At 59.6% G+C, this 26,023-nt stretch carries 27 protein-coding genes; 18 read left to right on the forward strand and 9 right to left on the reverse strand.

Annotation, left to right across the window (positions count from 1 at the left end; genetic code table 11):
• The first annotated feature begins 37 nt into the window (after positions 1 to 37).
• The 3 genes from M0412_RS01205 to M0412_RS01215 all read left to right on the forward strand — a co-directional run bounded on the left by M0412_RS01205 (position 38) and on the right by M0412_RS01215 (position 2,358).
• Complete coding sequence (locus M0412_RS01205; RefSeq protein ID WP_142840461.1) at positions 38 to 655, forward strand: L,D-transpeptidase; 618 nt, start codon at positions 38 to 40, stop codon at positions 653 to 655.
• A gap of 240 nt (positions 656 to 895) precedes the next feature.
• A complete protein-coding gene (locus M0412_RS01210) occupies positions 896 to 1,285 on the forward strand; it encodes a DoxX family protein (protein ID WP_161991252.1) in 390 nt (129 codons plus the stop codon).
• A gap of 164 nt (positions 1,286 to 1,449) precedes the next feature.
• The gene (locus M0412_RS01215) at positions 1,450 to 2,358 is read left to right on the forward strand and encodes a DMT family transporter (RefSeq protein ID WP_269701935.1); all 909 of its coding nucleotides are present in this window, start codon (positions 1,450 to 1,452) and stop codon (positions 2,356 to 2,358) included.
• 263 nt (positions 2,359 to 2,621) lie between these two features.
• Here M0412_RS01215 and M0412_RS01220 read toward each other — a convergent pair whose 3' ends face one another.
• Entirely contained in the window at positions 2,622 to 4,097 is a 1,476-nt protein-coding gene (locus M0412_RS01220; protein WP_142840458.1) for a DEAD/DEAH box helicase, read from the reverse strand.
• 476 nt (positions 4,098 to 4,573) lie between these two features.
• Here M0412_RS01220 and M0412_RS01225 point away from each other — a divergent pair, with 476 nt between their 5' ends.
• Positions 4,574 to 8,272, forward strand: a complete 3,699-nt coding sequence (locus M0412_RS01225) for a response regulator (protein ID WP_269701938.1) — start codon at positions 4,574 to 4,576, stop codon at positions 8,270 to 8,272.
• A gap of 30 nt (positions 8,273 to 8,302) precedes the next feature.
• Here the strand turns inward: M0412_RS01225 and mnmD are convergent, their stop codons facing one another.
• Positions 8,303 to 9,058 (reverse strand): tRNA (5-methylaminomethyl-2-thiouridine)(34)-methyltransferase MnmD, encoded by a 756-nt coding sequence (gene mnmD / locus M0412_RS01230; protein ID WP_269701940.1) that lies wholly within the window; start codon positions 9,056 to 9,058, stop codon positions 8,303 to 8,305.
• Between mnmD and M0412_RS01235 the strand changes: the two genes are divergently transcribed.
• The 11 genes from M0412_RS01235 to M0412_RS01285 all read left to right on the forward strand — a co-directional run bounded on the left by M0412_RS01235 (position 9,057) and on the right by M0412_RS01285 (position 15,650).
• Positions 9,057 to 10,265 carry an FAD-binding oxidoreductase gene (locus tag M0412_RS01235; RefSeq protein WP_269701942.1) on the forward strand — a complete coding sequence of 403 codons (1,209 nt, stop codon included), beginning with the start codon at positions 9,057 to 9,059 and terminating at the stop codon, positions 10,263 to 10,265. The two genes, mnmD and M0412_RS01235, sit on opposite strands and share 2 nt — an antisense overlap.
• A gap of 96 nt (positions 10,266 to 10,361) precedes the next feature.
• Positions 10,362 to 11,069 (forward strand): DUF1045 domain-containing protein, encoded by a 708-nt coding sequence (locus tag M0412_RS01240; RefSeq protein ID WP_142840454.1) that lies wholly within the window; start codon positions 10,362 to 10,364, stop codon positions 11,067 to 11,069.
• A gap of 205 nt (positions 11,070 to 11,274) precedes the next feature.
• The gene (gene puuE, locus M0412_RS01245; RefSeq protein WP_269701944.1) at positions 11,275 to 12,198 is read left to right on the forward strand and encodes an allantoinase PuuE; all 924 of its coding nucleotides are present in this window, start codon (positions 11,275 to 11,277) and stop codon (positions 12,196 to 12,198) included.
• A complete protein-coding gene (uraD, locus tag M0412_RS01250; RefSeq protein ID WP_269701946.1) occupies positions 12,198 to 12,695 on the forward strand; it encodes a 2-oxo-4-hydroxy-4-carboxy-5-ureidoimidazoline decarboxylase in 498 nt (165 codons plus the stop codon). Before puuE ends, uraD begins: the two co-directional genes overlap by 1 nt.
• A 53-nt stretch (positions 12,696 to 12,748) precedes the next feature.
• On the forward strand, positions 12,749 to 13,039 hold the full coding sequence (locus M0412_RS01255; RefSeq protein ID WP_269701948.1) for a nucleotidyltransferase family protein: 291 nt from the start codon (positions 12,749 to 12,751) through the stop codon (positions 13,037 to 13,039).
• The gene (locus M0412_RS01260; protein WP_065113955.1) at positions 13,036 to 13,398 is read left to right on the forward strand and encodes a DUF86 domain-containing protein; all 363 of its coding nucleotides are present in this window, start codon (positions 13,036 to 13,038) and stop codon (positions 13,396 to 13,398) included. The genes M0412_RS01255 and M0412_RS01260 overlap by 4 nt, the downstream gene beginning before the upstream one ends.
• A gap of 3 nt (positions 13,399 to 13,401) precedes the next feature.
• On the forward strand, positions 13,402 to 13,902 hold the full coding sequence (locus tag M0412_RS01265) for an ureidoglycolate lyase (RefSeq protein WP_269701952.1): 501 nt from the start codon (positions 13,402 to 13,404) through the stop codon (positions 13,900 to 13,902).
• Positions 13,899 to 14,255, forward strand: coding sequence for a hydroxyisourate hydrolase (uraH, locus tag M0412_RS01270; RefSeq protein ID WP_269701954.1), 357 nt, complete (start codon positions 13,899 to 13,901; stop codon positions 14,253 to 14,255). Before M0412_RS01265 ends, uraH begins: the two co-directional genes overlap by 4 nt.
• 5 nt (positions 14,256 to 14,260) lie before the next feature.
• A complete protein-coding gene (locus tag M0412_RS01275; RefSeq protein WP_269701956.1) occupies positions 14,261 to 15,010 on the forward strand; it encodes a metallophosphoesterase in 750 nt (249 codons plus the stop codon).
• 52 nt (positions 15,011 to 15,062) lie between these two features.
• Entirely contained in the window at positions 15,063 to 15,314 is a 252-nt protein-coding gene (locus M0412_RS01280; protein ID WP_174030079.1) for a type II toxin-antitoxin system Phd/YefM family antitoxin, read from the forward strand.
• A 51-nt stretch (positions 15,315 to 15,365) separates the two neighbouring features.
• On the forward strand, positions 15,366 to 15,650 hold the full coding sequence (locus M0412_RS01285) for a Txe/YoeB family addiction module toxin (protein ID WP_210347428.1): 285 nt from the start codon (positions 15,366 to 15,368) through the stop codon (positions 15,648 to 15,650).
• 3 nt (positions 15,651 to 15,653) lie between these two features.
• On the opposite strand, the gene M0412_RS01290 is transcribed toward M0412_RS01285, so the two are convergent.
• Positions 15,654 to 16,937 (reverse strand): D-alanyl-D-alanine carboxypeptidase, encoded by a 1,284-nt coding sequence (locus tag M0412_RS01290; protein WP_269702243.1) that lies wholly within the window; start codon positions 16,935 to 16,937, stop codon positions 15,654 to 15,656.
• A gap of 203 nt (positions 16,938 to 17,140) precedes the next feature.
• Here M0412_RS01290 and M0412_RS01295 point away from each other — a divergent pair, with 203 nt between their 5' ends.
• The gene (locus tag M0412_RS01295) at positions 17,141 to 17,713 is read left to right on the forward strand and encodes a TetR/AcrR family transcriptional regulator (RefSeq protein ID WP_269701960.1); all 573 of its coding nucleotides are present in this window, start codon (positions 17,141 to 17,143) and stop codon (positions 17,711 to 17,713) included.
• Positions 17,710 to 18,054 carry a multidrug efflux SMR transporter gene (locus tag M0412_RS01300; protein ID WP_110756171.1) on the forward strand — a complete coding sequence of 115 codons (345 nt, stop codon included), beginning with the start codon at positions 17,710 to 17,712 and terminating at the stop codon, positions 18,052 to 18,054. Before M0412_RS01295 ends, M0412_RS01300 begins: the two co-directional genes overlap by 4 nt.
• Positions 18,055 to 18,268: 214 nt before the next feature.
• Here the strand turns inward: M0412_RS01300 and M0412_RS01305 are convergent, their stop codons facing one another.
• From M0412_RS01305 to puuD, 4 genes are all read right to left on the reverse strand, one after another.
• Positions 18,269 to 19,402, reverse strand: coding sequence for an alpha-hydroxy acid oxidase (locus M0412_RS01305; protein WP_269701964.1), 1,134 nt, complete (start codon positions 19,400 to 19,402; stop codon positions 18,269 to 18,271).
• 137 nt (positions 19,403 to 19,539) lie between these two features.
• On the reverse strand, positions 19,540 to 20,202 hold the full coding sequence (locus tag M0412_RS01310; RefSeq protein ID WP_269702245.1) for a sulfite exporter TauE/SafE family protein: 663 nt from the start codon (positions 20,200 to 20,202) through the stop codon (positions 19,540 to 19,542).
• 305 nt (positions 20,203 to 20,507) lie between these two features.
• Positions 20,508 to 21,818, reverse strand: coding sequence for a guanine deaminase (gene guaD / locus M0412_RS01315; RefSeq protein WP_269701966.1), 1,311 nt, complete (start codon positions 21,816 to 21,818; stop codon positions 20,508 to 20,510).
• Complete coding sequence (gene puuD / locus M0412_RS01320; RefSeq protein WP_269701968.1) at positions 21,815 to 23,077, reverse strand: urate hydroxylase PuuD; 1,263 nt, start codon at positions 23,075 to 23,077, stop codon at positions 21,815 to 21,817. Before puuD ends, guaD begins: the two co-directional genes overlap by 4 nt.
• A 505-nt stretch (positions 23,078 to 23,582) precedes the next feature.
• Here puuD and M0412_RS01325 point away from each other — a divergent pair.
• On the forward strand, positions 23,583 to 23,921 hold the full coding sequence (locus M0412_RS01325; RefSeq protein WP_003524238.1) for a hypothetical protein: 339 nt from the start codon (positions 23,583 to 23,585) through the stop codon (positions 23,919 to 23,921).
• Here the strand turns inward: M0412_RS01325 and M0412_RS01330 are convergent.
• Positions 23,897 to 24,826, reverse strand: a complete 930-nt coding sequence (locus tag M0412_RS01330; protein ID WP_269701974.1) for a LysR substrate-binding domain-containing protein — start codon at positions 24,824 to 24,826, stop codon at positions 23,897 to 23,899. The two genes, M0412_RS01325 and M0412_RS01330, sit on opposite strands and share 25 nt — an antisense overlap.
• A 237-nt stretch (positions 24,827 to 25,063) precedes the next feature.
• A complete protein-coding gene (gene xdhC, locus M0412_RS01335) occupies positions 25,064 to 25,918 on the reverse strand; it encodes a xanthine dehydrogenase accessory protein XdhC (protein ID WP_269701976.1) in 855 nt (284 codons plus the stop codon).
• Positions 25,919 to 26,023: the final 105 nt, after the last annotated feature.

The following is a 26,023-nucleotide window of genomic DNA, read 5'->3' on the forward strand; positions in this document are numbered from 1 at the left end:
ATACCTCTCGTTAATCACATGATTTGGCGGGGGTTACATGTCTATTTCACGTCGTGGGGTTCTGTTCGGATTGCCACTGTTTCTGGCCGGCTGCGCAAATACCGGTATCGGTCAGCAAAGGCTTAATTATGCGGCGATGCCGGAAGAGAAATTCCCGCTGCCCGCCATGCATCTCGACAAGGTCAAGCCGGAACTTCGCCGGCAGGAAGTCACCTACGATACGAGCCATCCGGCCGGAACGGTGGTGGTGGATACGCCGGCACGGCGACTCTATTATGTCATGGGCGATGGTCGCGCCATGCGTTACGGCGTCGGTGTCGGCCGGCAGGGTCTTGCGCTGAAGGGCGACGCCTATATTGGCCGCAAATCCGAGTGGCCTTCCTGGACGCCGACAGCAAACATGATGCGACGCGATCCGCGCAATCTGAAATTCGCCGGTGGCATGGCGGGCGGCCCGAACAATCCGCTCGGTGCCCGCGCGCTTTATCTTTATCGCGGCGGCAACGACACCATGTTCCGCCTGCACGGCACCAACCAGCCGCAATCCATCGGCCACGCGATGTCCAGCGGCTGCATCCGCATGCTCAACCACGATATCATCGATCTTTACAGCCGCGTGCCGGTTGGCTCCAAGGTGGTTGTGCTGCAGGCGTGACGGAGAGGCGGATTTTCCGCCTTTGCCTCGCGAAAAAATGTCTGTACCCTTGAGTTGAGTTTTTCAGCAGATGGCCAATTTTATGCTGGAAAATCAACCATGTGTAGAATGCCTCCCTTTCTGTATTTAAGGGAGTTCTGCAATATCGGAAACGTGATTTCCGGTGTTCGAGACGTGTATCCATAAAGGCTTGAATGCACTGTATCGAGCGCGGCACCACTTCAACGGGGACACATGAACATGGCAGCTTTCGACAATCTTTCTCGCTATCGACCTTATGCTCTTGCGGCACTGCGCATCATCGCAGCGCTGCTTTTCATCGAACATGGAACGCAGAAGCTGTTCGGCTTTCCGGCATCGCAGATGGAAGGCTCGTTGCCGACCCTGATGCTGGTGGCGGCGCTTCTGGAACTCGTCGGCGGCATTCTCGTGCTGATCGGCCTGTTCACGCGACCGGTCGCCTTCATCCTTTCCGGTCAGATGGCCGTCGCCTATTTCATGGCGCACGCGCCGAGCAGTGTTTTCCCGGTCCTGAACGGTGGCGACGCCGCCATCCTGTTCTGCTTCGTCTTCCTCTATCTGGTCTTTGCCGGTCCAGGCGCTTTCTCGGCGGATGAACGCCGGGCCTGATCTGCCCGACCGATCAGCATCGATCCTTTTACCGAAGCCCCGCATGGTCATGCCGTGCGGGGCTTCTTTTTGGAAAGGGGTGAAACTTCGGCCGCGACCGAAGCATAGATGCCTGCTTTCGGGTTAAGAATGGTTGATCCTGAACGCTGTTGGAAAGTCGATCCGTGACCACTCAAAATCCCATTGCCCGCGAATTGCTGCTACTCGCGCTTCTGTCCACGCTATGGGCGGCCTCCTATACGTTCATCAAGATCGGGGTGGAGACGATACCGCCCATCACCTTCATCGCATCGCGGACGCTGATTGCGGGTCTGCTGCTCTACGTCGTGATCCGGCTGCGCGGGCTGCGATTGCCGAGGGATTTCGCCACCTGGCGGCTGTTCTTCATTCAGGCCTGTATCAATAGCGTGTTGCCTTTCACGCTGATCGCCTGGGCGGAGCAGAGCATCGACGCCGGGCTTGCCGTCATTCTCAATGCCACGACACCGATCTTCACCTTTCTTCTCACCGCGCTGGTTATCAGGCATGAGGCGGTCAGTGGGCGCAAGCTGTTCGGCACCATTGCCGGCATGACGGGCGTGTGCCTCATCATCGGCATGGAGGCGCTGGGTGGTGCGGGCGAGGCGATATGGAGCCAGCTCGCCGTGCTGATGGCGGCGTTTTCCTATGCCTGTGCGGCGATCTTTGGCAAGAACTTCAAGGGGCTTGATCCGATCATGCCGGCTGCGGGCTCGCTGATCTGCGGTGCGGTGCTGCTTTTGCCCGTCAGCCTGATGGTTGACCGGCCGTGGACATTGTCGCCTTCGGCGGCCTCGCTCACTTCGCTTGTGTGCCTGAGCGTCTTTTCAACCGCGCTCGCCTTCATGATCTATTTCCGGCTGATGCAGACGCTCGGCTCGGTCGGCACCACATCGCAGGCCTATCTGCGGGTGCCGGTCGGCGTGGCGATCGGCATGGCATTTCTGGGCGAAATGCCGACACCTGCCATGTGGGTGGGTCTCGTCTGTGTCATCGCCGGCGTGCTGGCCATGACCCTGCCATCCCGGCGTCGACCGGTTGTGCAGGGCGGGTGACGGCAAAGAAAAACCCCGCAGGCTGGTGGCTTGCGGGGTGTGATTTGAAGGCGTCTCGGAAGAGAACAACCGCATAATAGACCGAGCGGGTGCCGCTTGTTTCTTCTTCCCGAGGGGGAGAAGTCCGCGGCAGCGGGATGAGGGGGCGAGGGTAGAGAGATTCGGCAATGTTGCCTCCTCATCCGACCCTTCGGCCACCTTCTCCCCCTCGGGGAGAAGAAACGCGCGGCAACGCCGAGCGTCCTCATCCCACGCGAAGCAACTTAACGGTTGCGGCCGCGATGGCCGTTGCCGGAAGCGCGCTTTTCCTGGCCGTTGCCGCCAGCAGGTGCGTGGCGGTTGGCGCCGCTGCCGCCGGGCTTGCGGGCCGGACGGCGGTGCTTGCGGGGGCCGGCCGGACGACCTGCGTCGCCTTCAGCCTGCTTCACACGCTTGAAGTCGGACGTGACTTCAAGATCATTGTCCGCATCGCGCGGTGCGTGGTTGCGGGACGGGCGGGATTCGCCATTGTGACGTCCACCTTCACGCGGGCCACGCTGCTGGCCACCATTGTTGTTGTTGCGACCGCCACGGTTGTTGTTGGGGCGCGTCGGGCTGGCGAGACCGGCCGGACGTTCACCCGATGCGACCGGGATATCGATCTTCATCAGCTTTTCGATGTCGTGCAGCAGGCGGGTTTCGTCCGGTGCGCAGAAAGCGATGGCGATGCCGTCGCGACCGGCGCGGGCGGTACGGCCGATGCGGTGAACATAGGCATCAGGCACTTCCGGCAGATCGTAGTTGAAGACGTGGGTTACGGCCGGGATATCGATGCCGCGGGCGGCGACGTCGGTTGCGACCAGAACCTTGATGTCACCATCCTTGAAGCCCTTCAGTGCCCGCTCGCGCTGGCCCTGGCTCTTGTTGCCGTGGATGGAGGCGACCTTGAAACCGATATGTTCCAGATGCTTGTAAAGCTTTTCCGCGCCGTGCTTGGTGCGCAGGAAAACGATCGAGCGACCGTCCGGGTTCTCGTTCAGCGACTTCTTCAGGAGATCGGTCTTGTCGTTCTTGCCGGCGACGAAATGCACGTACTGCTCGACCTTGTCGGCAGCCTTGCCCGGAGGCGTGACCTCGACCTTGATCGGGTCGGTCAGGAAGTTGCTGGCAAGCTCGGAAATCGCCTTCGGCATGGTCGCCGAGAAGAGCAGCGTCTGGCGCTTGGGCGGAACCATGCGGGAAATCTTGCGCAGATCATGGATGAAGCCGAGATCGAGCATCTGGTCTGCTTCATCAAGCACCAGATAGGTGACCTTGGAGAGCGAGATGGCGTTGCGGGCGATCAGGTCCAGCAGGCGGCCGGGCGTGGCGACGAGGATGTCGGTGCCTTTTTCGAGCTGCAGCTGCTGCTTGTTGATCGACGCGCCGCCGACAACCTGGTTGATGCGCAGCGGTGTCTTCTTCACGAAGGAGCGCAGGTTTTCGCCGATCTGGTTCACCAGTTCGCGGGTCGGTGCAAGGATCAGCGTGCGGGTGGTGCGGTTTGCCGGACGGTCGGCCTGCTTCATCAGCATTTCGATGATCGGCAGGCCGAAGGCTGCGGTCTTGCCGGTGCCGGTCTGTGCGAGGCCGATGAGGTCACGGCCTTCGAGCAGCAGCGGAATGGCTTTTGCCTGAATGGGGGTCGGGGTTGTGTAGCCAAGCTGGGTAACGCTGGCCACAATCTTTTCGGAGAGGCCGAGTTCGCTAAAACTGGTCAATATATTGCCTTTCGGGGCGCCAAAACAAACTCAGCCGGAGCAGGGCTGCTGTCCGGTGGTTTCGGCGTCAAGAACCCCGCGTGAATTGGGAACTTGTGGGTTGGAATAACTTTCTGCGCATCAGTGCGGCAAATGCCGTCTTCTGTATTCGTTGCGCTTTTCCTTCATGCGGGCCAGATTTCTCTTGGAACAAGTCGTTCTGGACATACGCTGCAGCTCACGCGGCTGCCGAAGGTGAAAGCTTGACCGGCATGTGGGCGTTTTGCGCGTTAAAGTCAAGCGATAGTTTTATAACGCCGCTGTCCCGCGACGCATGGCAGCCATGCGCAAGGTCGGCCGGTTATGGTCGGAATGGCGCATCGGAGCGAATATTTATGGTTAAAAAAGGGTAGCGGTGCCGCTCGGTACATAGCAAACGGCGATTTTATCACATAACGTTTTTACGACGATATCCGGAAATATTTGATTCGACAGAAATGGAACTGCACGGTGTGGAGTATCGATTGACCGAAGGCAGCGGGTTGCTGGAAAAAGCTTACAGGGCCGTCGCCGCCCTGGACCTGCCCGCGTGCATCAAGGACAGCGAGCTGCGCTATCTCATGGTCAACGCCGCCTATGGCCGGATCATGGGGCGTCCACCTGCAGCGTTTCAGGGGCAAACGAGCTTTTCCCTCTCCGCCGATATTCGCGATGCCGAACGGGAAGACAGGGAGCGCCGCTCGCTGGTTTTCGCTACGGATGAGCTGATCGCCTGTCATGGTGCGGCGTCTTCCGGGCCATATACGCTTCGTTGCGAACGTTTTATCGGTGATGACGGCAATCTTTTCCTGTTCGAAGCATTCGAGGAAATGCCGGCGGTTGCCATTGAGGGCTTTTCCAGCGGCGATAACGCCTCCGAATTGCTGTTCGGCAGTGGCGTGATTGATCTCATCGACGCCGGTATCGTTATCTATGACGAAGAAAACCGGCTGATTTATTGCAACGCCCGCTTCCTGGAATTCTACAGTGCCTTCGGTGTTGCGCTGAAGCCGGGCATGCGGCTCGAAGCGCTGATGGAAGCGGTCTATTTTTCAAGCGGTTACAGCCGCGCGAAAGAGGATGATCAGGCTTTTGAAAGCTGGAAGCAGGAGCAGCTGCGGGATTTTTCCCTGCCCTATCTGGAAAGGGTGGAGCAGTTTGCCGATGGCCGCTGGGTGCGCATGGTCAACAAGCGGCTGGAAAACGGCATGCTGGTCGGTCTGCGCATCGACGTGACCGAGTTCAAGGCGCATGAGACCCTGCTCAGCACGCAGATCCGCGAGACCTGGCTGCTGCGCGCCGCGCTTGAGCAATTGCCGGTGGCGGTCTTTTTGCGGGATCATGACAGGCGGCTGACCTTTGCCAATGCGGCCTATGAGAAATTCGTCGGAGGCGATCTCGCCCATTTTATCGGCAAGACCGAAAACGAGATGTTTCCGGCGACCGGCGAGCAGTCCCGGCTTGAAAACGAGCGGCTGCTTGAAACCGGGGAGGCAATCGAGAAGGCGGAAACCCTGCCGCTGCCGGATGGCAGCTCCGTTCCCGTCATTACCCGCCTCGGCCGGGTGGCGACGCCTGACGACGAATATTATCTGGTCGGCTCGGTTACCGATGTCAGCCTGTTGCAGGACCGTGAAAATGCACTGATTGCGGCGCAGGCACAGGCCGAAGCGCTGCACCGCCAGCTGGAGATGATTCTTCATGCCCTGCCGGTGGGCGTGCTGCTCATCAACGCCGATCTCGTCATCGAATATGTCAATCCGTTCTTTTACGAGGTCTGGGGCGAAATTGGTGGCGAGAAATCGCTGGTCGGCAAAAGCTATCGCGAATTCATGGAATTGAATTTCGAAAGCGGCCTTTACGACTATGGCGACATGTCTTTCGACGATCTTTATAGTCAGCGAACGGCGCGACTTCTCAGCAAGGAGGCCTCTGCTCCGCGCGAAGTGCGCAGCAAAAGCGGCAAGGTCACCGTCATCTCGAAAACCCGTCTCGATGGCGGGAAAATCCTCAGCACCTATGCCGACGTGACCGATGTGCGCATGCGCGATGCTGAGATCATGAAGGCCAAGGCCGAGCTGGAGCGCGTCGGCGAATATATGCAGGGCGCCACGCGCGCCATGGCGCAGGGCCTGGTGCTGGTCGAGCAGGGCACGATCATCATGTCCAACGAAGCGATGGCGCGGATGTTCGACGTGCCGCCGCATCTGCTGGAAAAAGGCCGCAACTGGTCGGGTTTCTTTGCCCATTGCGCCAAGCGCGGAGATTTCGGCACTGCCGAAGAAGCGGCCGCAACGCTTGCCGCCTGGAAAGGCAACATTGCCGCCAACCAGCCATTCTCCTGGCTCATTCATGTGGCCGGCAAGACCTGGCTCAATCTGGAAGCCACCAACAGTTCCGGCAATTACTGGCTCGTCATCGTCACCGATGTGACCGAGATGAAGCTGCGTGAAGAGGAATTGCAGCGGCTGCTTTCGCGGGCGGAAGCGGCAGATCGCGCCAAATCGGAATTCCTGGCCAATATGAGCCATGAAATCCGCACGCCGATGAACGGTGTGCTCGGCATGGCCGAGCTTCTGGCCAAGTCCAATCTGGACACGCGCCAGAAGACTTTCACCGATATCATCGTCAAGTCAGGCAATGCGCTTCTGACGATCATCAACGACATTCTCGATTTTTCCAAGATCGAGGCCGGACAGATGAAGCTGCGCAGCGTGCCTTTCGATCCGGCCGAAGCGGTGGAGGATGTGGTTTCGCTTCTCTCCTCGGCGGCGCTGGAAAAGGACATCGAACTGGTTGTCCGGATCGACCCGTCGGTTTTCGGCAAGGTCATGGGCGATGCCGGGCGGTTCCGCCAGATCGTCACCAACCTCGTCGGCAACGCCGTGAAATTCACCGAAACGGGGCATGTGCTGATCGAGCTTGCCGCGCAATCGGCCGAGGCGTCGGAAGCCATGCTCTCGCTGCGCGTTGAAGACAGCGGCATCGGCATTCCGCCTGACAAGCTCGAGACGATCTTCGACAAGTTCAGCCAGGTGGATGGTTCGGCGACGCGCCGGCACGAGGGAACAGGGCTTGGACTGGCTATCACGGTCGGCCTTGTCGGTCTTTTCGACGGTTCGATCAATGTCGTGAGCGAGGTCGGCAAGGGGTCGACCTTCGAGGTCAATATCCCGTTTCAGGTCACCGAAAGGCGGCGCGACGTTCCGCTTATGTCCGTGGCGATCGACGATATCCGGGTGCTGGTCATCGATGATAACGACGTCAATCGTCGCATATTGACTGAGCAGCTGAAGACATGGGGCATTGATGGCCATGCGGTGGAGGACGGCCCGTCCGGCATCGCCGTATTGCAGGAGGCCGTGTCGCTCGGCTTTGCCATCGACGCCATCATCCTCGATTATCATATGCCTGTCATGAACGGCCTGGATGTGGTCGAGCGTATTCGCGCGGACCAACGTTTCGATGAGATTGCCATCGTGTTTCTGACCTCCATGGATGTGGTGGGTGACGAGACGCTGTTTACCGATCTCAACGTGCAGGCGCATCTGATGAAACCGGCGCGGGCGCGGCTCTTGCGCTCCACCCTGTTCGATGTGGTGCGCGACGTGCGGCTGAAGCGCGCCCGCCTGCAGCCGCTGGCACTGGACGCAGGCGGCTGGCCGGTGCGCCCGGAAAGGCGTCTGGCTGAAAAGAAACAGCGTATTCTGCCAGCGACCCCGGCGGTTTCCGAACGCCGCCGGCCGAGCCTGATCGAAGTGCTGGTGGCCGAGGACAATGACGTCAACCAGATCGTCTTCACCCAGATTTTGCAGCAGGCGGGTTTGCGTTTCCTGATCGTCGGCAACGGCAAGAAGGCGGTTCAGGCGTGGGAAGAAAACAATCCCGCCATCATCCTCATGGATGTCTCGATGCCTGTCATGAACGGCCATCAGGCAACGCTTGCCATCCGCGCCGCCGAACAGGCGGCGGCTGACGGCCGGCATGTGCCGATCATCGGCGTTACCGCCCATACCCAGGACGCTGACCGGGAACTTTGCCTGCAGGCGGGCATGGATGATTATCTGTCGAAGCCGATCAGTCCTGAAATCCTCGAGGACAAGATCGCGCAATGGCTGGGGGATGCCATGCCCCGGCGTGACGCGCCGGGCGTCTGATCATCCGGCGCGTCGGGGGGCGGAGTTGCCTCAGGTGGGCCGTTTGGTGCCACAGAGCATTTCCCGCTTTCCGGCAAAGCCCTTGCGCCGCTCCAGGTCAAAACCCGCGGCGATGAGGTTGCGGCGAACGAAGCCGGCGGCGGCATAGGTGGCGAATGTGCCTTCCGGCGCCGTTTTGGCAAAAAGCGCCTGCATGATTTCCAGCGACCACATGTCCGGATTGCGCGCCGGCGCGAAGCCGTCCAGAAACCACGCGTCGAAACTCTCATCGCTGCTGGAGATTCCGGCAAAGGCCTCGCCGCAGACCACCGTCAGGCGCGTCTTGTCATCCAGTGCGATCTCGACCCTGCCTTGCGGCTCTTCCGGCCAGAGGGCGACAAGCGCCTTGCGCTCAGTATCGATCTCCGGCCAGCGGGAAAGCGCCCGGTCGATCTCGTCCGCCTTCATCGGATAAAGCTCGAAGGAGATGAAATGCAGCGTGGAGCGGCCGTTGCGCATCTCTTTCCACTGGCGCCATGTCTCGCAGAGATTAAGGCCGGTGCCGAAGCCCAGCTCACCGATGCGGAAAATGCCCTTCCGTTCAAGCCAACGCTCCGGCAGGCCGTTTCCGGACAGGAAGACATGGCCGCATTCCAGCCTGCCATCCGTCTGGCAATAAAAATGATCGTCAAAGGCCAGCGAATAGGGCATATCCCCGTCACGCCAGTCGAGTGCGGTACGGGTTTCTCCGGTTGCGGAACCGGTCTCTGTGCCAGCCTCTGGGATAAAGTCGTTGGAATTTTTCATGGCTAATGCCGATAGTCCTGCTTTCGAACAGGGTCAATCTCCAAGATTGCCGGGCTCCGTGCCGCTCCTCATCGTTGGTGGCGGCATTATGGGGCTCTGGGCCGCCGTCAAGGCGGAACGGCTCGGAATAGACACCCTTCTGGTGGAGGCGGAGCAGCTTGGCAGCGGGGCGAGCGGCGGGCTGCTTGGCGCCTTGATGCCGCATATGCCGGACCGATGGTCGGACAAGAAGCAGTTCCAGTTCGATGCGCTTGTGGCGCTGGAAACGGAAATTGCCGGGCTGGAGGCCGAGACCGGGCTTTCGGCCGGTTATCGCCGTTGCGGCCGGATCATTCCTTTGCCGAAACCGCATCTGCGGGACATCGCGGAGCGGCACGAACGGGATGCCGGGGAAAACTGGGTGTCGGGTGAGCGCCGGTTCCACTGGCATGTCGGCGAAAGACCTTCGGTGGCAGACTGGGTGGACGATGCGGCAGGGCAGGCCGGCTTTGTGCTGGACACGCTGGCGGCGAGGGTTTCGCCGCGCGCGATGATCGCCCTTCTCTCGGCGTTTCTCCGCAAGGCGCACCACGTGCGGGTGGCGGAACGGTGCTCGGTGGTTTCGCTCGACCCAAAAGCAGGGCGGGCGATGTTATCTTCGGGAGATGAGGTTGCCTTCGGCCATGTTGTCGTCGCCAACGGACATGGTTCTTTTCCCCTGCTTCGTGACGCGATGGGTCTGGAGGCCGGTGTTGCACTCGGGCAGGCAGTGAAGGGGCAGGCGGCGCTTCTTGATGCGGCGGCCGATCCGGCCATGCCCGTCGTCTTCCTCAACGGTCTTTACATCGTGCCGCATGAGGATGGCACCGTCGCCATCGGCAGTACCAGCGAAGATTGTTTTTCTGAGCCTTTCAGCACCGACGAAAAGCTGGAAAAGCTGCTTGCAGAAGCATGTAGCGTGGTACCATCGCTTGCCCACGCACGGGTTCTGGAACGGTGGGCCGGCCTGCGGCCGAAGGCGGTCGGCAGAGACCCGATGGTGGGGTCGGTTGCCGGTTATCCGAAGCTTGTCGCGCTTTCGGGTGGCTTCAAGGTCAGCTTCGGTCTTGCCCATTTTCTTGCCGATGCGGCCTTGCAAACCGTGTGCGGGGAAACAGCTGACGTACCCGCCGGGTTTCGCCTTCAACAACACGTGAATATTGCCGTCACGGACTTTAGAAAGTGCTGATCAGGCCGTCCACGTCGTTAATCTGTCACGCAAATCACCTATTTGCTGGCCTGCAACGAGGCCGGTTTGGCCGCTTTTGCGGCGAGGTGACAGCGCATGCGATACGCCATTCATTTCACGCCTACCCCCAATGACCCCCTGACGCAGGCAGCCGCCGCGTGGTTGGGGCGCGATGCCTATTCCGGTCAGGCGGTGGAGCCGCCGGGCATGATCGATCTCGGCATGCAGGAGATTTCATACCACACGGCGCTGCCGCGCCGTTACGGTTTCCATGGCACGATCAAGGCGCCTTTCCGGCTTGCCGAGGGCCACTCCGAGGCCGCGCTGTTGCGCGACCTGATGTATTTTTCCGGCAAGCAGGACCCTTTCACGCTTCCACAACTCGTGGTGGCAAGGCATGGGAATGTCTTCAGCCTCGTTCCCGAGCGCCCCTGCGAAGTGCTGCATTTTTTTGCCGCCCGCGTGGTGCAGGAATTCGACCGCTACCGCGCGCCGCTGTCCGAGGCGGAAATCGAGCGGGCGGATCCGGACCGGCTTTCAGCCTCGCAGCTCACCAACCTGCATCGCTGGGGCAGCCCGCATGTGATGGATGAGTTCCGGTTCCAGATGTCGCTGACGGGCGGTGTTGAGCCTGCCAGCAGCCAGAGAGTCGAGCGTGCCGTTCGCAAGGTTTTCGAGCCGCTGCTGACCCGGGAACTGCAATTTTCCAGCCTTGCGCTCTTCATCGAGGATGAGCCGGGTGCGCCCTTCCGGGTGCATTCGCTGCATCCCATGGGCCGCGTTTCCGCCCGCAAGATTGCCTGAGAAACAGCAGCCCATAATCGTATACAAAAAAGCATCGGAATGTCGGCAAAATTGATCTCGACATTCCGGATGCGGATGATACCGTTCGGCATCGCATATCCGAAGTTTGCGCCGTTTACCCATTCCGGGGTCGGCGCCCTTTGGAGATTTGTTTATGTCTCCCGAAGCCGCTTTTCGCCTGGGGAGAGATGTCTTGGGTGGCTGAATGATTTCCGACAATTACTCCCGCAATCTGGTGGGCTATGGCCGTAACGTTCCCGATCCGAAATGGCCGGGCGGCGCGCGTATCGCCGTGCAATTCGTCATCAATTACGAGGAGGGTGGCGAAAGCTGCATTCTCGACAATGACAAGGCCTCGGAATCGCTGCTGTCGGAAATCGTTGGCGCCCAACCCTGGCCGGGCCAGCGCAACCTGAACATGGAATCAATCTATGAATATGGCTCGCGCGCCGGCTTCTGGCGGCTGTGGCGCATGTTCACAAGTCTTGGCGTCACCACCACCGTTTATGGCGTGACCGCCGCCATGGCCCGCAATCCGGAAGCCGTCGCGGCCATGAAGGAAGCCGGCTGGGAAATTGCCAGCCACGGTTATCGCTGGCTGGAATACAAGGATTTCTCCGAAGAGGAAGAGCGCAAACATATAACCGAAGCGGTGCGCCTGCATAAGGAGGTGACCGGTGAACGGCCCTACGGCATGTATCAGGGCAAGCCTTCGGACAATACGCTGCGCCTCGTCATGGAAGAGGGCGGTTTTCTCTATTCGTCCGATTCTTATGCCGACGATCTACCCTATTGGGTGAAGGGCGCGAAAGAAGAGCCTTTCCTGATCATTCCTTATACGCTTGACACCAACGACATGCGTTTCGCCACGCCGCAGGGTTTCAATTCCGGTGACCATTTCTTCACCTATCTGAAAGATGCCTTCGACGTGCTTTATCAGGAAGGCGCTGAAGGCGCGCCGAAGATGATGAGCGTCGGCCTGCATTGCCGCCTTGTCGGCCGTCCCGGCCGCGCCGCGGCGTTGCGCCGTTTCATCGAATATGTGCTCAGCCATGACAAGGTGTGGATCCCGCAGCGGATCGAGATCGCCCGGCACTGGCATGACCATCACAAGCCGGTGGCTCCGTGATGTCGGCGCGGCAGGAATTTGTCGCCCGGTTCGGTGGCGTGTTCGAACATTCGCCCTTCATCGCCGAGCGGGCCTATGATGCCGGCGCGGTCGAGGGAGATTTGACGGCGAAGGTGGTTCACGCCGCACTCACCGCGCAGTTTCGTGCCGCTTCCGAGGCTGAAAGGCTCGGCGTGTTGCGGGCGCATCCCGATCTTGCCGGCAAGCTGGCGATTGCGGGCGAGCTGACGGCCGATAGCCGCAACGAACAGGCCGGTGCGGGGCTCGATCGGCTTTCGCCGGCGGAACATGCGCGTTTTACCGAGCTGAACAGCGCGTATACCCAGAAATTCGGCTTTCCCTTCATCATCGCAGTCAAGGGGCTGAACAGGCACGATATTCTTTCCGCCTTCGAGACGCGCATCGGCAACGGCGCAGCCGAAGAATTTGAGACGGCGACGGCGCAGGTGGAAAAGATCGCCTGGCTTCGCCTTTCCGCGATGCTGCCGGAGGGCTGAATTGGCGAGCGATGGCCGTTCTGCTAGGATCGTGCTGTCTGGAGACAAAGATCATGAGACCCTCCGAGGTACTGGAAAAGAACAGGGAAGCGATCCGCGAAGCGACGAAGCGCTTCAACGCGGCAAACCCCCGCGTGTTCGGCTCCGTTGCCCGCGGTGAGGACCGGCCGGACAGCGATCTCGATATTCTGGTGGATGCATTGCCGGGTGCCACCTTGTTTGATCTGGGCGGTTTACTGGAGGAACTGAAGGCGCTGCTTGGTGTCGAGGTCGACGTCGTCACCTCAGGCGGTCTGCATTCGGATATAAAGGCGCGCGTGCTGAAGGAAGCCAAAGCGGTATGAGTACGGATCGGCTTCTGCTCTATCTGAAGGAGATGGATGTCGCCGCGTCCAGAATACGGGATTTCATTCAGGACATGGATGAGGCCGCTTTTTCCTCCGACACGCGTACGCAGATGGCGGTCATGATGGGGCTTGCCCTCATTGGCGAGGCGGTTGCCAAACTCGACAAGCACTACCCCGCGTTTTTACAGCAGCACCCGGAAATCCCCTGGATAAAGATGAAGGGTATGCGCAATCTGATCGTGCATGATTATTTCCGGGCGGAGCTCTCGGTTGTCTGGAAAACGATAACGCAGAGCATTCCGGATTTACAGGCGCGTCTCTCCCTCCTCAGAAACTGGCATGCCCAAGGTGAATGACATTTGACCGATTTTCTCGACATAAAACCCCTTACCAAGCAAGCATTCGCATCCTTCGGCGATGTGATCGAAATCACGCCTTCCTCCATGCGGCACATCAATGGCGGCCAGACCGAGCGGCACCATGCGCTTGCCGCACCCGAGGCGGCGGGCGAGGGCGCACGCATCATCCTCAATATTTTCCGTGGGCAGCCGCGGGTGTTCCCGCACAAGATCGAAATGATGGAGCGGCATCCGCTCGGCAGCCAGAGTTTTTCGCCGCTGTCCGGCAGGCCTTTCATCGTCGTCGTTGCGGAAGATGACGGAGGCCGTCCGGCCCGGCCGCAGGTGTTTCTGGCGCGCGGGGACCAGGGTGTGAATTACCGCCGCAATGTCTGGCATTATCCGCTGATGCCGTTGCAGGCGGTTTCTGATTTTCTGGTTGCCGACCGGGAAGGGCCGGGCAACAATCTGGAAGAGCATTTTTTCGATGAGCCCTTCATGATCGCGGAGCCCAACCCATGACCGGTCTGACCACCCATGTTCTCGATGCCGCCCATGGCGTGCCGGCTGAGGGACTGACGATCGAGCTTTACCGGCTCTCCGGTGATCGCCGCGAGAAGCTGAAGACGGTGAAGACCAATAGTGACGGCCGTGTGGATGGCGGGCCGCTGCTGGTCGGAGAGAGCTTCAAGGCCGGCGAATATGAGCTGGTTTTCCATGCCGGCGATTATCTGCGCGGCAGGGGCGTTGTGCTGCCTGAACCGGCCTTTCTCGACATTATCCCGATCCGCTTCGGCATTGCCGATGAGAGCGGCCACTACCACGTGCCGCTTCTGCTTTCGCCCTATAGCTATTCCACCTATCGAGGAAGCTGATTGCCATGATCTTTGCCGCCATTGCCGATATTCACGGAAACTGCGCTGCGCTTGAAGCCGTGCTTGAGGATATCGCCAGGCTTGGCATCAAGGATATCGTCAATCTCGGTGATTGTTTCAGCGGGCCGCTGGAGGCGGGTTTCACCGGTGATGTGCTGGTCGGCAACTGGATCCCCAGCATTCGCGGCAATCACGACCGGGAATTGATCGAGCGGGCGCCGGAGGATATGGGCAGCTGGGAAAGGCCGGCCCATGCGCAGATGACTGCTGCGCACCTGGACTGGCTGCAAACCCTGCCCTTCAGCTTGGTATTCAAGGACGTCGCCTATTGCTGCCACGGCTCGCCGCACGGCGATCTCGACTATTGGCTGGAAACGCTGTCGCCGGAAGGCGTGCTGAAACTGCGGCCGCTCACCGAAATCGAGGCGAGGGCGGAAGGTATAACGCAGCCGCTGATGCTGTGCGGCCATACCCATATTCCCCGCGCGGTGCAGCTTTCCGATGGCCGGCTGATCGTCAATCCCGGTAGCGTCGGCTGCCCCGGCTGGAAGGACGATACGCCCTTCGATCATCACGTCGAGGCCGGTCATCCGCTTGCCAGCTATGCGGTGGTGGAAGAAACCGGGCGCGGCTGGCAGGTCTATTTCCGGAATATCCGCTACGACAATCTGGCCATGGCCGAGATGGCGCGAGTCAACGGCATTCCGTATCTGGCCGATGCTCTGGAGAATGGCTGGCTTCGCAAACGGACTTGAATTGTTCAGGTAGTTGTACTATTTATTGTACAACTCTTGTCGAGGTTCATCCATGCGTACCGTCATGTTTTCAAAAGCACGCGAATCCCTTGCATCGCTTCTAGATGAAGTATCGCAAGACCGTGTGACCGTGGAAATCGTGCGGCGCGACAAGCCGTCCGCCGTTCTTATCGATAAGGACGAATATGAAGGCTTGATGGAAACCTTGCATCTCTGCTCGTCACCCGAGAATTTCGCCAGACTTAGAAAGTCGATGTCCGACGTGGATGGCGGCGTTTTCGAAAGCCACGATCTGATCGACTGATTTTTCAAACCCATCGCGCATGAGTGCGAGCTTCCATCAGGAGAAACTCTCATGCAGCAAAAGGGCTCGATTGCTCTCGGCTGGAGCCACGAAGGCTGGGAAGACTATCTTCACTGGCAGAAATACGATCGAAAGATGCTTGAACGCATCAACGAACTCATAAAAGACTGCCGGCGGCATCCATTCGAGGGCATCGGAAAACCCGAACCCCTGCGTTTCCAGTTGAAGGGCCTCTGGTCACGCCGGATCTCGCAAGAGCATCGCCTTGTTTATGAGCTTCGCGGCGAAGGTGAAAAGGCAGTACTGATCATTCATCAATGCCGTTTCCACTATTGATCTTCACCCCTCGCTGTTCATCACCACGCAGGCGTAGGACTGCGCCTTCAGTTCCTTGCAGGCGGAAACCGCCGAAGACTGGTCTTCAAAGCCGGTGAAGCGGGCGCGGTAGAGCGTTGCCGAGCCGCTTTGCACCGCTTCGGTATAGGGGGCGATCCCGGCATAGCTGCCGATGTTGGAGCGCGCATTGGCAAGCAGCGAGCGGGCGGCGGCTTCGCTATCGGCAGCGGCAATCTGCACTTCCCAGCGGCTTCTCTGGCCCGCAAGCTGGCCAATCGCAGCAGCGGGGGAGGGTTTCGGAATGGCGGAGACCTGGATCATGTCGGCCATCTGGTTGTTGGCCGTGGCGATCTGCATGGCAACGGGGTCGGAGCGGCGTTCGGCAAACATCGGCAATGGTACCGATGCGGTCGGGACGGCTGCGGGCGGCACATCGAAGGTGCGGCTGACATTGGCGCTGGCGACGAGCTGTTCGGTGTTGCGGCTTCTCGATGCCTGCGGCACGGCCTTGTCGAGAAGGGCCGCCATCTGCGCATCGCGGCTGCGCGCGGTCTTGCCGCCCAGCACGACGCCGACGACGCGGCGGCCATTGTCATTGATGGCGCTGACGAGGTTGAAGCCGGACGCGTTGGTGTAACCGGTCTTGATGCCATCCATGCCCCGGTAACGATACATCAGATTGTTGTGGCCACGGATGCGTTTTCCCCGGAAGCTGAAGGATTCCATGGCGAAGAGGTCATATTCCTTGGGGAAGTCGCGCTGCAGCGCAAGGCCAAGCTTCGCCATATCACGCGCAGTCGTTACCTGCGATTTGCTGGGCAGGCCGGAAGCGTTGCGGAACACCGTTTTCGACATGCCGAGCTGGCGGGCCTTGCGGGTCATCATCTCGGCAAACCTTGCTTCGGAGCCGCCGAGGTGGTCGCCCATGCCTTCCGCCATGTCATTGGCGGATTTGACGATCATGCCATAAACCGCTTCGCGCACGGTGAAGGTCTGGCCCTGACGCACATAAAGCTTGGAGGGGATGACGGCTGCACCATTCTTGGACATCTTTATCTTCTGATCCCAGCGAATGCGGCCGGCATGCAGCGCCTCGAAGGTCATGTAAAGCGTCATCATCTTGGTGAGCGAAGCGGGGTGGTTCAGCACATCGGCATTGCGGGACGCCAGAACCTTGCCGGTGTTGGCATCCATGATGAAATGGGCGTAGCCGGCCTGCGCCGGCGATGCCTGCAATGAGAGGATCGCGCAAAAGAAGGCGAGCGCGAAGACCCATGTTCCCGCCATTCCCCGTTTGACCGTTCCCGACATAATTCGCCCCTTTTGTTTGACCGCCGCTGTTGATTTCAAGTTTTACTGACACTTTCCGGCAACAAAACCGCTAAAACTTTAGAGATCGCTTTCATGCTTAATTAAGTATGAATTTCAACCCGTCTGCTGCCCTCACAATTTCCTTGAAAAGAAACCTACCGTCCGGTATGTTTTAAAACATGACAAATGCTCACGAACGAAAGAAGCAGCCCGAGATCGTGCGTCGCAGCCTCCTTGACTGCGCGGCGAAACTTGCTGCGGATCAGGGTGTTGCGGCACTTTCCATACAGGCTGTGGCCGATGCGGCCGGGGTGACGAAGGGTGGGCTGTTCCACCATTTTCCCTCCAAGCACGCCTTGCTGGAGGCCGTCATGGCCGACCTTCTTTCGGCGCTGGACGCGGAAATCGATGCGCTCATCTCACAGGATTGTGAAGCTTACGGATGCTTCACGCGGGCCTATTTGAGGGCGGTTTTCGATGATCGTGACCGGGATTCGGGCAGGCAATGGGCGGCAATCTCGGTTTCCATGGTCGGTGAACCGTCGCTTCGGCGTATGTGGACCAGCTGGGTCGAGGGGCGTCTTGCCCGTCATAAAGATACGGATGACGGGGTGGTACTGGAGATGGTGCGGCTTGCGGCTGACGGCATCTGGTTTGCCGATCTTCTGGCCGATGATGGCAGGGCAGGTGGCGACAGGGCGGCTCTCAAGGCCCGGATGATCGCCCAGACGACAAAGGAAACGGAACGATGAACGCGGCACTTTTCACCTATGGGGCGCTTGTCGCGGCCATTATCTGCGAGGTTATCGCGACCTCATTCCTGCAGCAGTCGCAGCAATTCACCAGATGGCTGCCGACGGTGCTGATGGCGGTGTTTTACGGCGCGGCCTTTTACCTTCTGTCGTTCACGCTGCGCGTCATACCTGTCGGAGTTGCCTATGCGATCTGGAGCGGGCTCGGCATCGTGCTGATCTCGGGCATCGGTTATTTCGTGTTCCGCCAGACGCTGGATATTGCCGCCGTTATCGGTCTCGGTTTCATCATCACCGGCGTGGTGATCGTGAATGTGTTTTCGAAGACCGTGGGGCACTAGGCTCTCTTGTCCTCATTCCTGTTCCCCGGAACAAGCCCGAGGATGTCACAGGAATCCAGCCGGCGCGCGTCGGTGCGACAGAAAGACTCCTTCCAGCCCAAGGACTTGGGCTGGCTGGATCCCTGTGACAGGCACAGGGATGAGGGAGGCAGCGTAGGGCGGGACTTTATGGCGCATCGGCTCTGAGGCCCTGCCCATCTACTCGACGTCAGCATCACGCCAGAATGCTGCGATCCACATCCGTGATCAGCCTTTTGCCGCAAAGCGCCATGCTGATATCCATCTCCTTGCGGATGATTTCGAGCGCCGTCGTCACGCCCTGCTTTCCATCAGCGCCGAGGCCGTAAAGGAAGGGGCGGCCGATATAGGTGCCTTTGGCGCCGAGCGCCACGGCTTTCAGCACGTCCTGACCGGAGCGAATGCCGCCATCCATGTGCACCTCAACCCTGTCGCCGACGGCATCGACGATTTTCGGCAGCATGGCGATGGAGGAATGGGCGCCATCGAGCTGGCGGCCGCCATGGTTGGAGACGATGATGGCGTCGGCGCCTGTGTCGAGCGACGCGCGTGCATCTTCCTCGTCAAGAATGCCCTTGAGGATCAGCTTGCCGCCCCAGCGTTCCTTGATCCATTCCACGTCTTTCCATGACAAACGCGGATCGAACTGTTCCGCCGTCCAGGAGGAGAGCGACGAGAGGTCGGAAACGTTCTTGGCGTGGCCGACGATGTTACCGAAGCTGCGGCGCTTGGTGCGCGCCATGTCCAGGCACCATTTTGGCCGGGTGGCCATCTGCCAGATGTGCTTCGGCGTGAATTTCGGCGGTGCCGACAGGCCGTTGCGCAGATCCTTGTGGCGTTGGCCGAGGATTTGCAGGTCGAGCGTCAGCACCAGCGCCGAGCACCCGGCTGCCTTGGCGCGGTCGATCAGATTGTTGACGAAGTCGCGATCCTTCATCACATAAAGCTGGAACCAGAAGGGTTTCGAGGTAACCGAGGCGACATCCTCGATGGAGCAGATGCTCATGGTGGAGAGCGTGAAAGGCACGCCGAATTCCTCAGCAGCCTTGGCGGCCAGCATCTCGCCATCGGCATGCTGCATGCCCGTCAGGCCGGTGGGAGCGAGCGCCACTGGCATGGACACCTTCTGGCCGACCATTTCAGTGGCCAGCGACCGGTCGGTCATGTCCACCAGCACGCGCTGGCGCAGCTTTATCTTGGCAAAATCATCCTCATTGGCGCGGTAGGTGCTTTCCGTCCACGCGCCGCTATCGGCATAGTCGAAAAACATTTTTGGCACACGGCGCTGAGCCTGTTGCTTCAGGTCCGCTATGGTGAGGATTTTGCCCATGGATAAAGCCTTCACATTTGAATGATGGCTTCACATAACATGAATGTGGCGGTCACGACATCAAAATCGACGGATTTCCATCACCAGAATGCCCGCAAAAACAGCTCGGCTCCCAATATGAGCAGGCAGATGAGAAACTAGCGCCGGAATGTCGCCGGGCTGACGATGGTACGGATTTTCTGGCCAAGCCACATTCCGGCAAGGGCCGGCAGCACGGCCAGCGCAGAAAGCGACAGATGCTCGACGTGAAAGGCATTCTGCGAGGCAAGACCGGCGGCGAGCGCGACGGTGGAGACGGTGAAGGAAAGGCCGAGCGCCTGCACGAGATCATCCCGGCTGAAACCGAGCGACTGGATATAAGGCACGGCGGGCACGACGAAAACTCCGGTGCCGCCGGTCAACAGACCGGTTGCGAGCCCCATGACCGGGGAGAGTTTCGGTTCCAGCCCGGCCGGAATCGAGATGGGTCTGGCAAGCAGGCTATAGGCCGCGTAAGCCGCAAGGCACAGGCCGAGCGCCGAGGTGGTCCAGACGCCGGTGCCTGATGTCATCAGCCGGATGCCGATGAGGGTGCCAAGCGCAATGGCGATCATCATCGGCCACAGCCGCTTCACGATGGCCCGGAAATCAGGCCCGGCCAACAATTGCCAGATATTGGTGATGAAGGAGGGCAAAATGAGCAGGCCGGCGGCGATGACCGGCGGCATGAAGAGGCCGAGCACGCCCATCGCGACAGTGGGCAGTCCCATGCCGGTTACGCCTTTGACGATGCCGGCGATGATGAAGGTCGCGAGAACCATGAGCATGGTGGTTGTGTCTAGATTCAGCACGGGGTGCTCCGGAGGGTTTTCACGTTTTGGCCAAGATGGCGTCAGGAAATCATGTGGAGCGAGCGGGTGCCACGGGCTTCTTCTCCCCGCCGGGGAGAAGGTCGCGGCAGCGGGATGAGGGGGCAAGCGTGAGGTCTATCGCTGGCGTTGCCCCCTCATCCGACCCTTCGGGCCACCTTCTCCCCGGCGGGGAGAAGAAACAAGCGGCACCCGCTCGATCTTATATTTCAATGGTATAAACCACGTCGTGACCGGATGTTTCGGCCCCAACCGAACTATGTCAGCACGCTTTTCAATGCCCTGCCGGCCACATAGGTTTCCACCACGGTGCGGTCATCACCCATGGTCAGCATCAGGAACAGTTCTTCCGTCAGGCTTTTCACCACTTCCATCTTAAGGGCCATGGCGGGTGTCGAGGAGGCGTTCAGCACGGTGATGTCGGCGTCCGTGCCGGCGTCGAGCGTGCCGATGCGGTCGACCATGGAAAGCGCTTCGGCATTACCGCGCGTCATCAGATACCAGCTTTCCAGCGGGTTCAGGCGCTCGCCCAGCAATTGCTGGACCTTGTAGGCTTCATCCATGGTGCGCAGCATGGAATAGCTGGAGCCACCGCCAATGTCGGTGGCAACCGCGATACGAACAGGCTTTTCGCGCCGTTGCAGCTTTTTCATCGGGAAGAGGCCGGAGCCGATGAAGAGGTTCGAGGTGGGGCAATGTACGGCCACCGCGCCGGTTTCCGACAGCACGTCCGCTTCGCGCTCCGAGAGGTGGATGGCGTGGCCGAGCAGGGTCTTGTTGCCCATCAGGCCGTATCGCACATAGATATCGGTATAGTCGGTCGCTTCGGGGTAAAGCTCGCAGGTGTATTTGATCTCGTCCAGATTTTCGGAGAGATGCGTCTGGATAAAAAGATCGGGAAACTCCTGCGCCAGCGCCTGGGCGGCCTCCATCTGCTTCGGGGTGGAGGTGATGGCGAAGCGGGGGGTGATGGCGACATGGTTGCGGCCCTTGCCGTGCCAGTCGGCAATCACTTGGCGCGTCTCGTCATAGGAGGTTTCCGGCGTGTCCAGCAGGCCCTGCGGGGCATTGCGGTCCATCATCACCTTGCCGCCCACCATCAGCATGTTGCGCTTCATGGCCTCAGTGAAAAAGGCGTCCGCGGAGGTCTTGTGCACCGAGCAATAGGCAGCAGCCGTGGTGGTGCCGTGGCGCAGCAGCTCGTCGTAAAAATGCGTGGCGATGCGCTGGGCATGGGCGGTTTCGACGAAGCGGCATTCTTCCGGGAAGGTATAGGTGTTCAGCCATTCCAGCAGGTTGGCGGCATAGGAGCCGATGACCTGCATCTGCGGGAAATGCAGGTGCATGTCGATGAGGCCGGGCACGATGAGATGCGGCCGGTGATCCTTTTCCTCGACGTTTTCGGGGGCTGCCTTACGGATATCGGCATATTCGCCAATGGCGGCGATCCTGCCATTTTCGATCAGCAGGCCGCCATCTTCGATATAGAGATAGCTTTGCGTATCGTCGATTGCGAGCGGCGCGCGGCGGAAGCTCAGCAGGCGGCCACGCAGCAGAACCATGCTCATTCAGTCTTTCCTTCGGCTTTTCCAGCCCCGGAAACCGCACTTTCATACCATGCGGTCAGCACCTTGCGCTCATCCGGGGTGATGGCGGTGATGTTGCCGGGAGGCATGGCATGGCTGCGGCCGGCTTGCAAATAGATTTCGCGCGCATGGGCGGCGATCTGTTCGTCGGTTTCGAGCTTCACGGATTTGGGTGTGAAGGGCACACCTTCCCAGACAGGTTCGGCCGCATGACACATGGAACATCGACCCTGAACCACATCGCGCGCCTTGGTGAAATGGACGTCGCTGACGAATTGCTGCTGCATGGGGGAGAGGGTGGCGGCCTTCTGCTCCTCCTCGCCGGTCAGCACTTTCGGCACGGTGGAAAGCCACATGATGACGATGAAGATGAGAGCGGTGAGAAGCCAGGTCCATGTCGGTTTGCCCTTACGGGCATGTGTGGTGTTGAACCAGTGGCGGATGGTGACGCCCATCAGGAACACCAGCGCTGCGATGATCCAGTTGAACTCAGTCGCGAAAGCTAGCGGATAATGGTTCGACAGCATGAAGAAGATGACGGGCAGCGTCAGGTAGTTGTTGTGCAGTGAACGCTGCTTGGCGATGCGGCCATATTTCGGGTCCGGCGTGCGCCCGGCAATCAGGTCTGCGACGACGATCTTCTGGTTGGGAATGATGATGAAGAACACGTTCGCCGACATGATGGTGGCGGTAAACGCGCCGAGATGCAGGAAGGCGGCACGCCCGGTGAAGACCTGCGTATAACCCCATGCCATCGCCACCAGCGCGACGTAAAGCACGATCATCAGGCCCCAGGTATTGTTGCCGAGCGGCGATTTACAGAGGAAATCATAAAACAGCCAGCCGATGGCAAGCGATGCCAGCGACAGACAGATGGCCTGGAACTGGGTGAGATCAAGCACGGAATGATCGATCAGGAAGAGATCGGCACCGCCATAATAAACGATGCAGAGCATGGCGAAACCGGAAAGCCAGGTGACGTAGCTTTCCCATTTGAACCATGTCAGGTGTTCGGGCATCTGGGCAGGCGCAACCAGATATTTCTGGATGTGGTAAAAACCGCCGCCATGCACCTGCCACTCCTCGCCATAAGCCCCCGGCGGCAGATGCGCCCGTTTGACCAGCCCGAGATCGAGCGCGATGAAATAAAAGGACGAGCCGATCCAGGCGATGGCGGTGATGACGTGGAGCCAGCGGACGGCAAAGGCCATCCATTCCCACGCAATGGCGTATTCGTACATGCGGTTCCCCTGATCCTTGTGCAGCGCACCTTGCGAGAAATTTGGCCTTTAGGAAAGGGAAAAGCAGAGGGCAGGAGGTGATTGTTCACAATCTGACGCCCTTGTGTCTGCAATCTCGTTTCAGTTCACCCGTGTACGTGGGTTGGCCCGGTAAAGTTGCAGCCGCATATTCCTGTCGCATAGTTTGTGCTTAGCTGGCTAACGCGACTCAGCTATTATCCTTTGTGCAGTCTGCCGATGTGCTAAAATATAAGGCTGCGGAGTCCTGTGGGGCGCCTTGCCGGAAATCATTCCGGTTTCGCGCCGATGCGCAGGGCTTCCATGACATGTTTCGCTGGCGGTTCTTCCGAAAGCGGGCGCTGCGAACCCTGGGTGGGGGCAGATCAGGGGGCAGGTATCGCAGTTCCCGGTGCCGTTGTGTCCGGGTGGGTGTTGATGTGAAATTTGAATAAAGGGACGCAATGATCTTCCGGCAGCCGCCGTTGTTTCAACGGAGACCATGCCGATGCGCCTTGTTCTGACGGTCCTCTTCCTGTCTCTGGCGTTCAGCGCCACCGCGCTTGCCCATGAATCCCATAAGGGGTTCAAATATGAAAGCTATTGCTGCAATGGCGACGCCGAAACCGGCGACTGCCAGATGATCCCCACGCGCAGCGTCCGCGTGACCCCCGATGGTTACGAGGTCTCGCTCGCACCCGGCGATCACCGCATGGTCACGCGACGCCACGTCTTCAACTGGTCGCAGCGCGAGGCAAGACGATCCGAGGATGGCGAATATCATCTCTGCCTGTTTCCGGATGAGGATACGCCGCGCTGTTTTTATGCGCCGGACATGGGGTTTTGAGGCGATTGCTGCGGCCGGCTTTCCTCGATCCGCTTCAATATCCAGTCGCGGAACAGCCTGATCTTGCGGATGTTCCTGCGGTTTTCGGGGTAGACCAGCCAATAGTTCTTTCCTTCGCTGCTGAGGTGCTCGAAGGGTTGATAAAGGCGGCCGAGCGCAATCTCATCGGCATAGAGTTCAGGGGTGAGCATGGCCACCCCCTGGCTGGCAATTGCGGCGGCGGCTTCGAAGGCCTGCACATTGAGGCGGCTGCGGGGACAACGGTCGAGGCCGGGATTTTCAACACCCACTTCCCGAAACCATTGGCTCCACCAGATGTCGCCGGGATCGATGATGCGCAGGCGCAGCAGGTCTTCCGGCTTGTGCAATCCGCCGATGCTGTCGGCAAGGCCCGGATGCAACATCGGCGTATAAACGCCGCGCAGCAATTGATGATAGATCAGCCCTTTGCCGTTATCTTTGCTCCAGCGAATGGCGACATCGCAATCCGACTGGGAAAAATCGATCAAAGCGCTTGATGTGTCGAGCCGCACGGCGATCGAGGGATGTTCGAGCTGGAAAGCACCCAGATGCCGCGAAAGCCAGCGTGAGGCGAAGGTGGCGGTGGAATGGATTGTCAGGGTCGCGTCGGACGTGTCGCGCACATTGTCCACGGCCTCCCGCAGATTATTGAAGGCTTCCGCGACTTTCGGCGCAAGTTTCTGCCCGGCCTCGGTCAGCGAGACCTGCCGCGCCTTTCTGATGAAGAGCGGCTCGCCGATATTCTCCTCCAGCAGTTTCACCTGATAGCTCACCGCCGTCTGGGTCATGCCCAGCTCTTCGCCGGCCTTGGTGAAGCTCAGATGCCTTGCGGCAGCTTCGAACACCCGCAGAGCGTTCAGGGGAAACTGGCGGGACATTTTCATGGATAAGTTCTCTTTATGCCAATTGCCGAAGGTTTCATTGGTTTTTCTCCGGAAAACAGAGCATTTTTAGCTCAATTCATCAACTGAGCTTCTGACATTTTTGAATGGAGACGAACATGCGCACAGCACTCTTGCGCGCGTGGTCCCGCCTGCATGCGGGTCTGCGGACAGCGGAACGGTTTACTCTTGAAAGCCTTCAACCCGACAATCTGGCGGATGAAAGCCTGCCGGAGGGGCTCAGGCGTGATCTTGGTCTTGAGGATGGGCGTGTCGATTTTCGTTGCGACGGATTTCGGCAGCGGAAAATGCTTGCAGCAACTCGGCTGCCACAAGGGCCGCTATGACGGCGGGGCGTTTGTCTCTCACGCTTGTCCCGCCGATGGGCAGGGTGAGCTTTGCAAGGCGGGAAGGGGGCTCTCCTTCCCGTTCCAGCCAATGGGAAAAGGTGGCGCGTTTGGTCTTCGAACCGATCATGCCGACATAAGCGAGATCGTCGCGGGCAAGCGCTTCCTTCGCAATCAGGAAATCGAGCGCGTGATCGTGGGTGACGATGATGGCCGCGCCGTTTGCCGGGATTCTCGGAACGAATGCTTCCGGCATGGGGGTCAGTATGGACGCCACCACCGGGGGAAGATCGCGCAGCTCGCTTTCACGGGTTTCCACCACAGTCAGGGTCAGGGGCAGCAGCGACAGGGCATCTGCCAATGCCTTGCCGACATGACCGGCGCCAAAAATGAAGACGGCGGCCTGCTGCTCGGTTTCGCCCTTCAGCCGCGCTTCAAGCCCGGCAGCGATCTCTGCCGTTATCCGCCGGAAACGGATGAGGGTGCGACCGCCGCAGCATTGGCCTATTTCCGGCCCTAGCGGAATATCCATGCGGTCTTCGGCAGCACCTGTTCGCAACATGGTACGGGCGTGGTCTATCGCCATATATTCGAACTGCCCGCCGCCGATGGTTTCCCACAAGTCAGCCTGTGAGACCAGCATGAAGGTGCCGGCCTCGCGTGGGGATGAGCCTTTCACGGCCTCGATTTCCACGAGGATTGCGGGAGCAGGGCGGGCGAGGAAGGCGGGGAGGGAGGTGTCAGGCATTGGCGCTGGCCCCCTCATCCGGCGCTGCGCGCCACCTTCTCCCCGGCGGGGAGAAGAAACCCGGAGCGATGTTTTCGCTTACCTCACCAACTTTGCGGAAATTTG

It is taken from the genome of Agrobacterium sp. O3.4, from assembly GCF_041414895.1.
GTDB classification, from domain to species: domain Bacteria; phylum Pseudomonadota; class Alphaproteobacteria; order Rhizobiales; family Rhizobiaceae; genus Agrobacterium; species Agrobacterium cucumeris.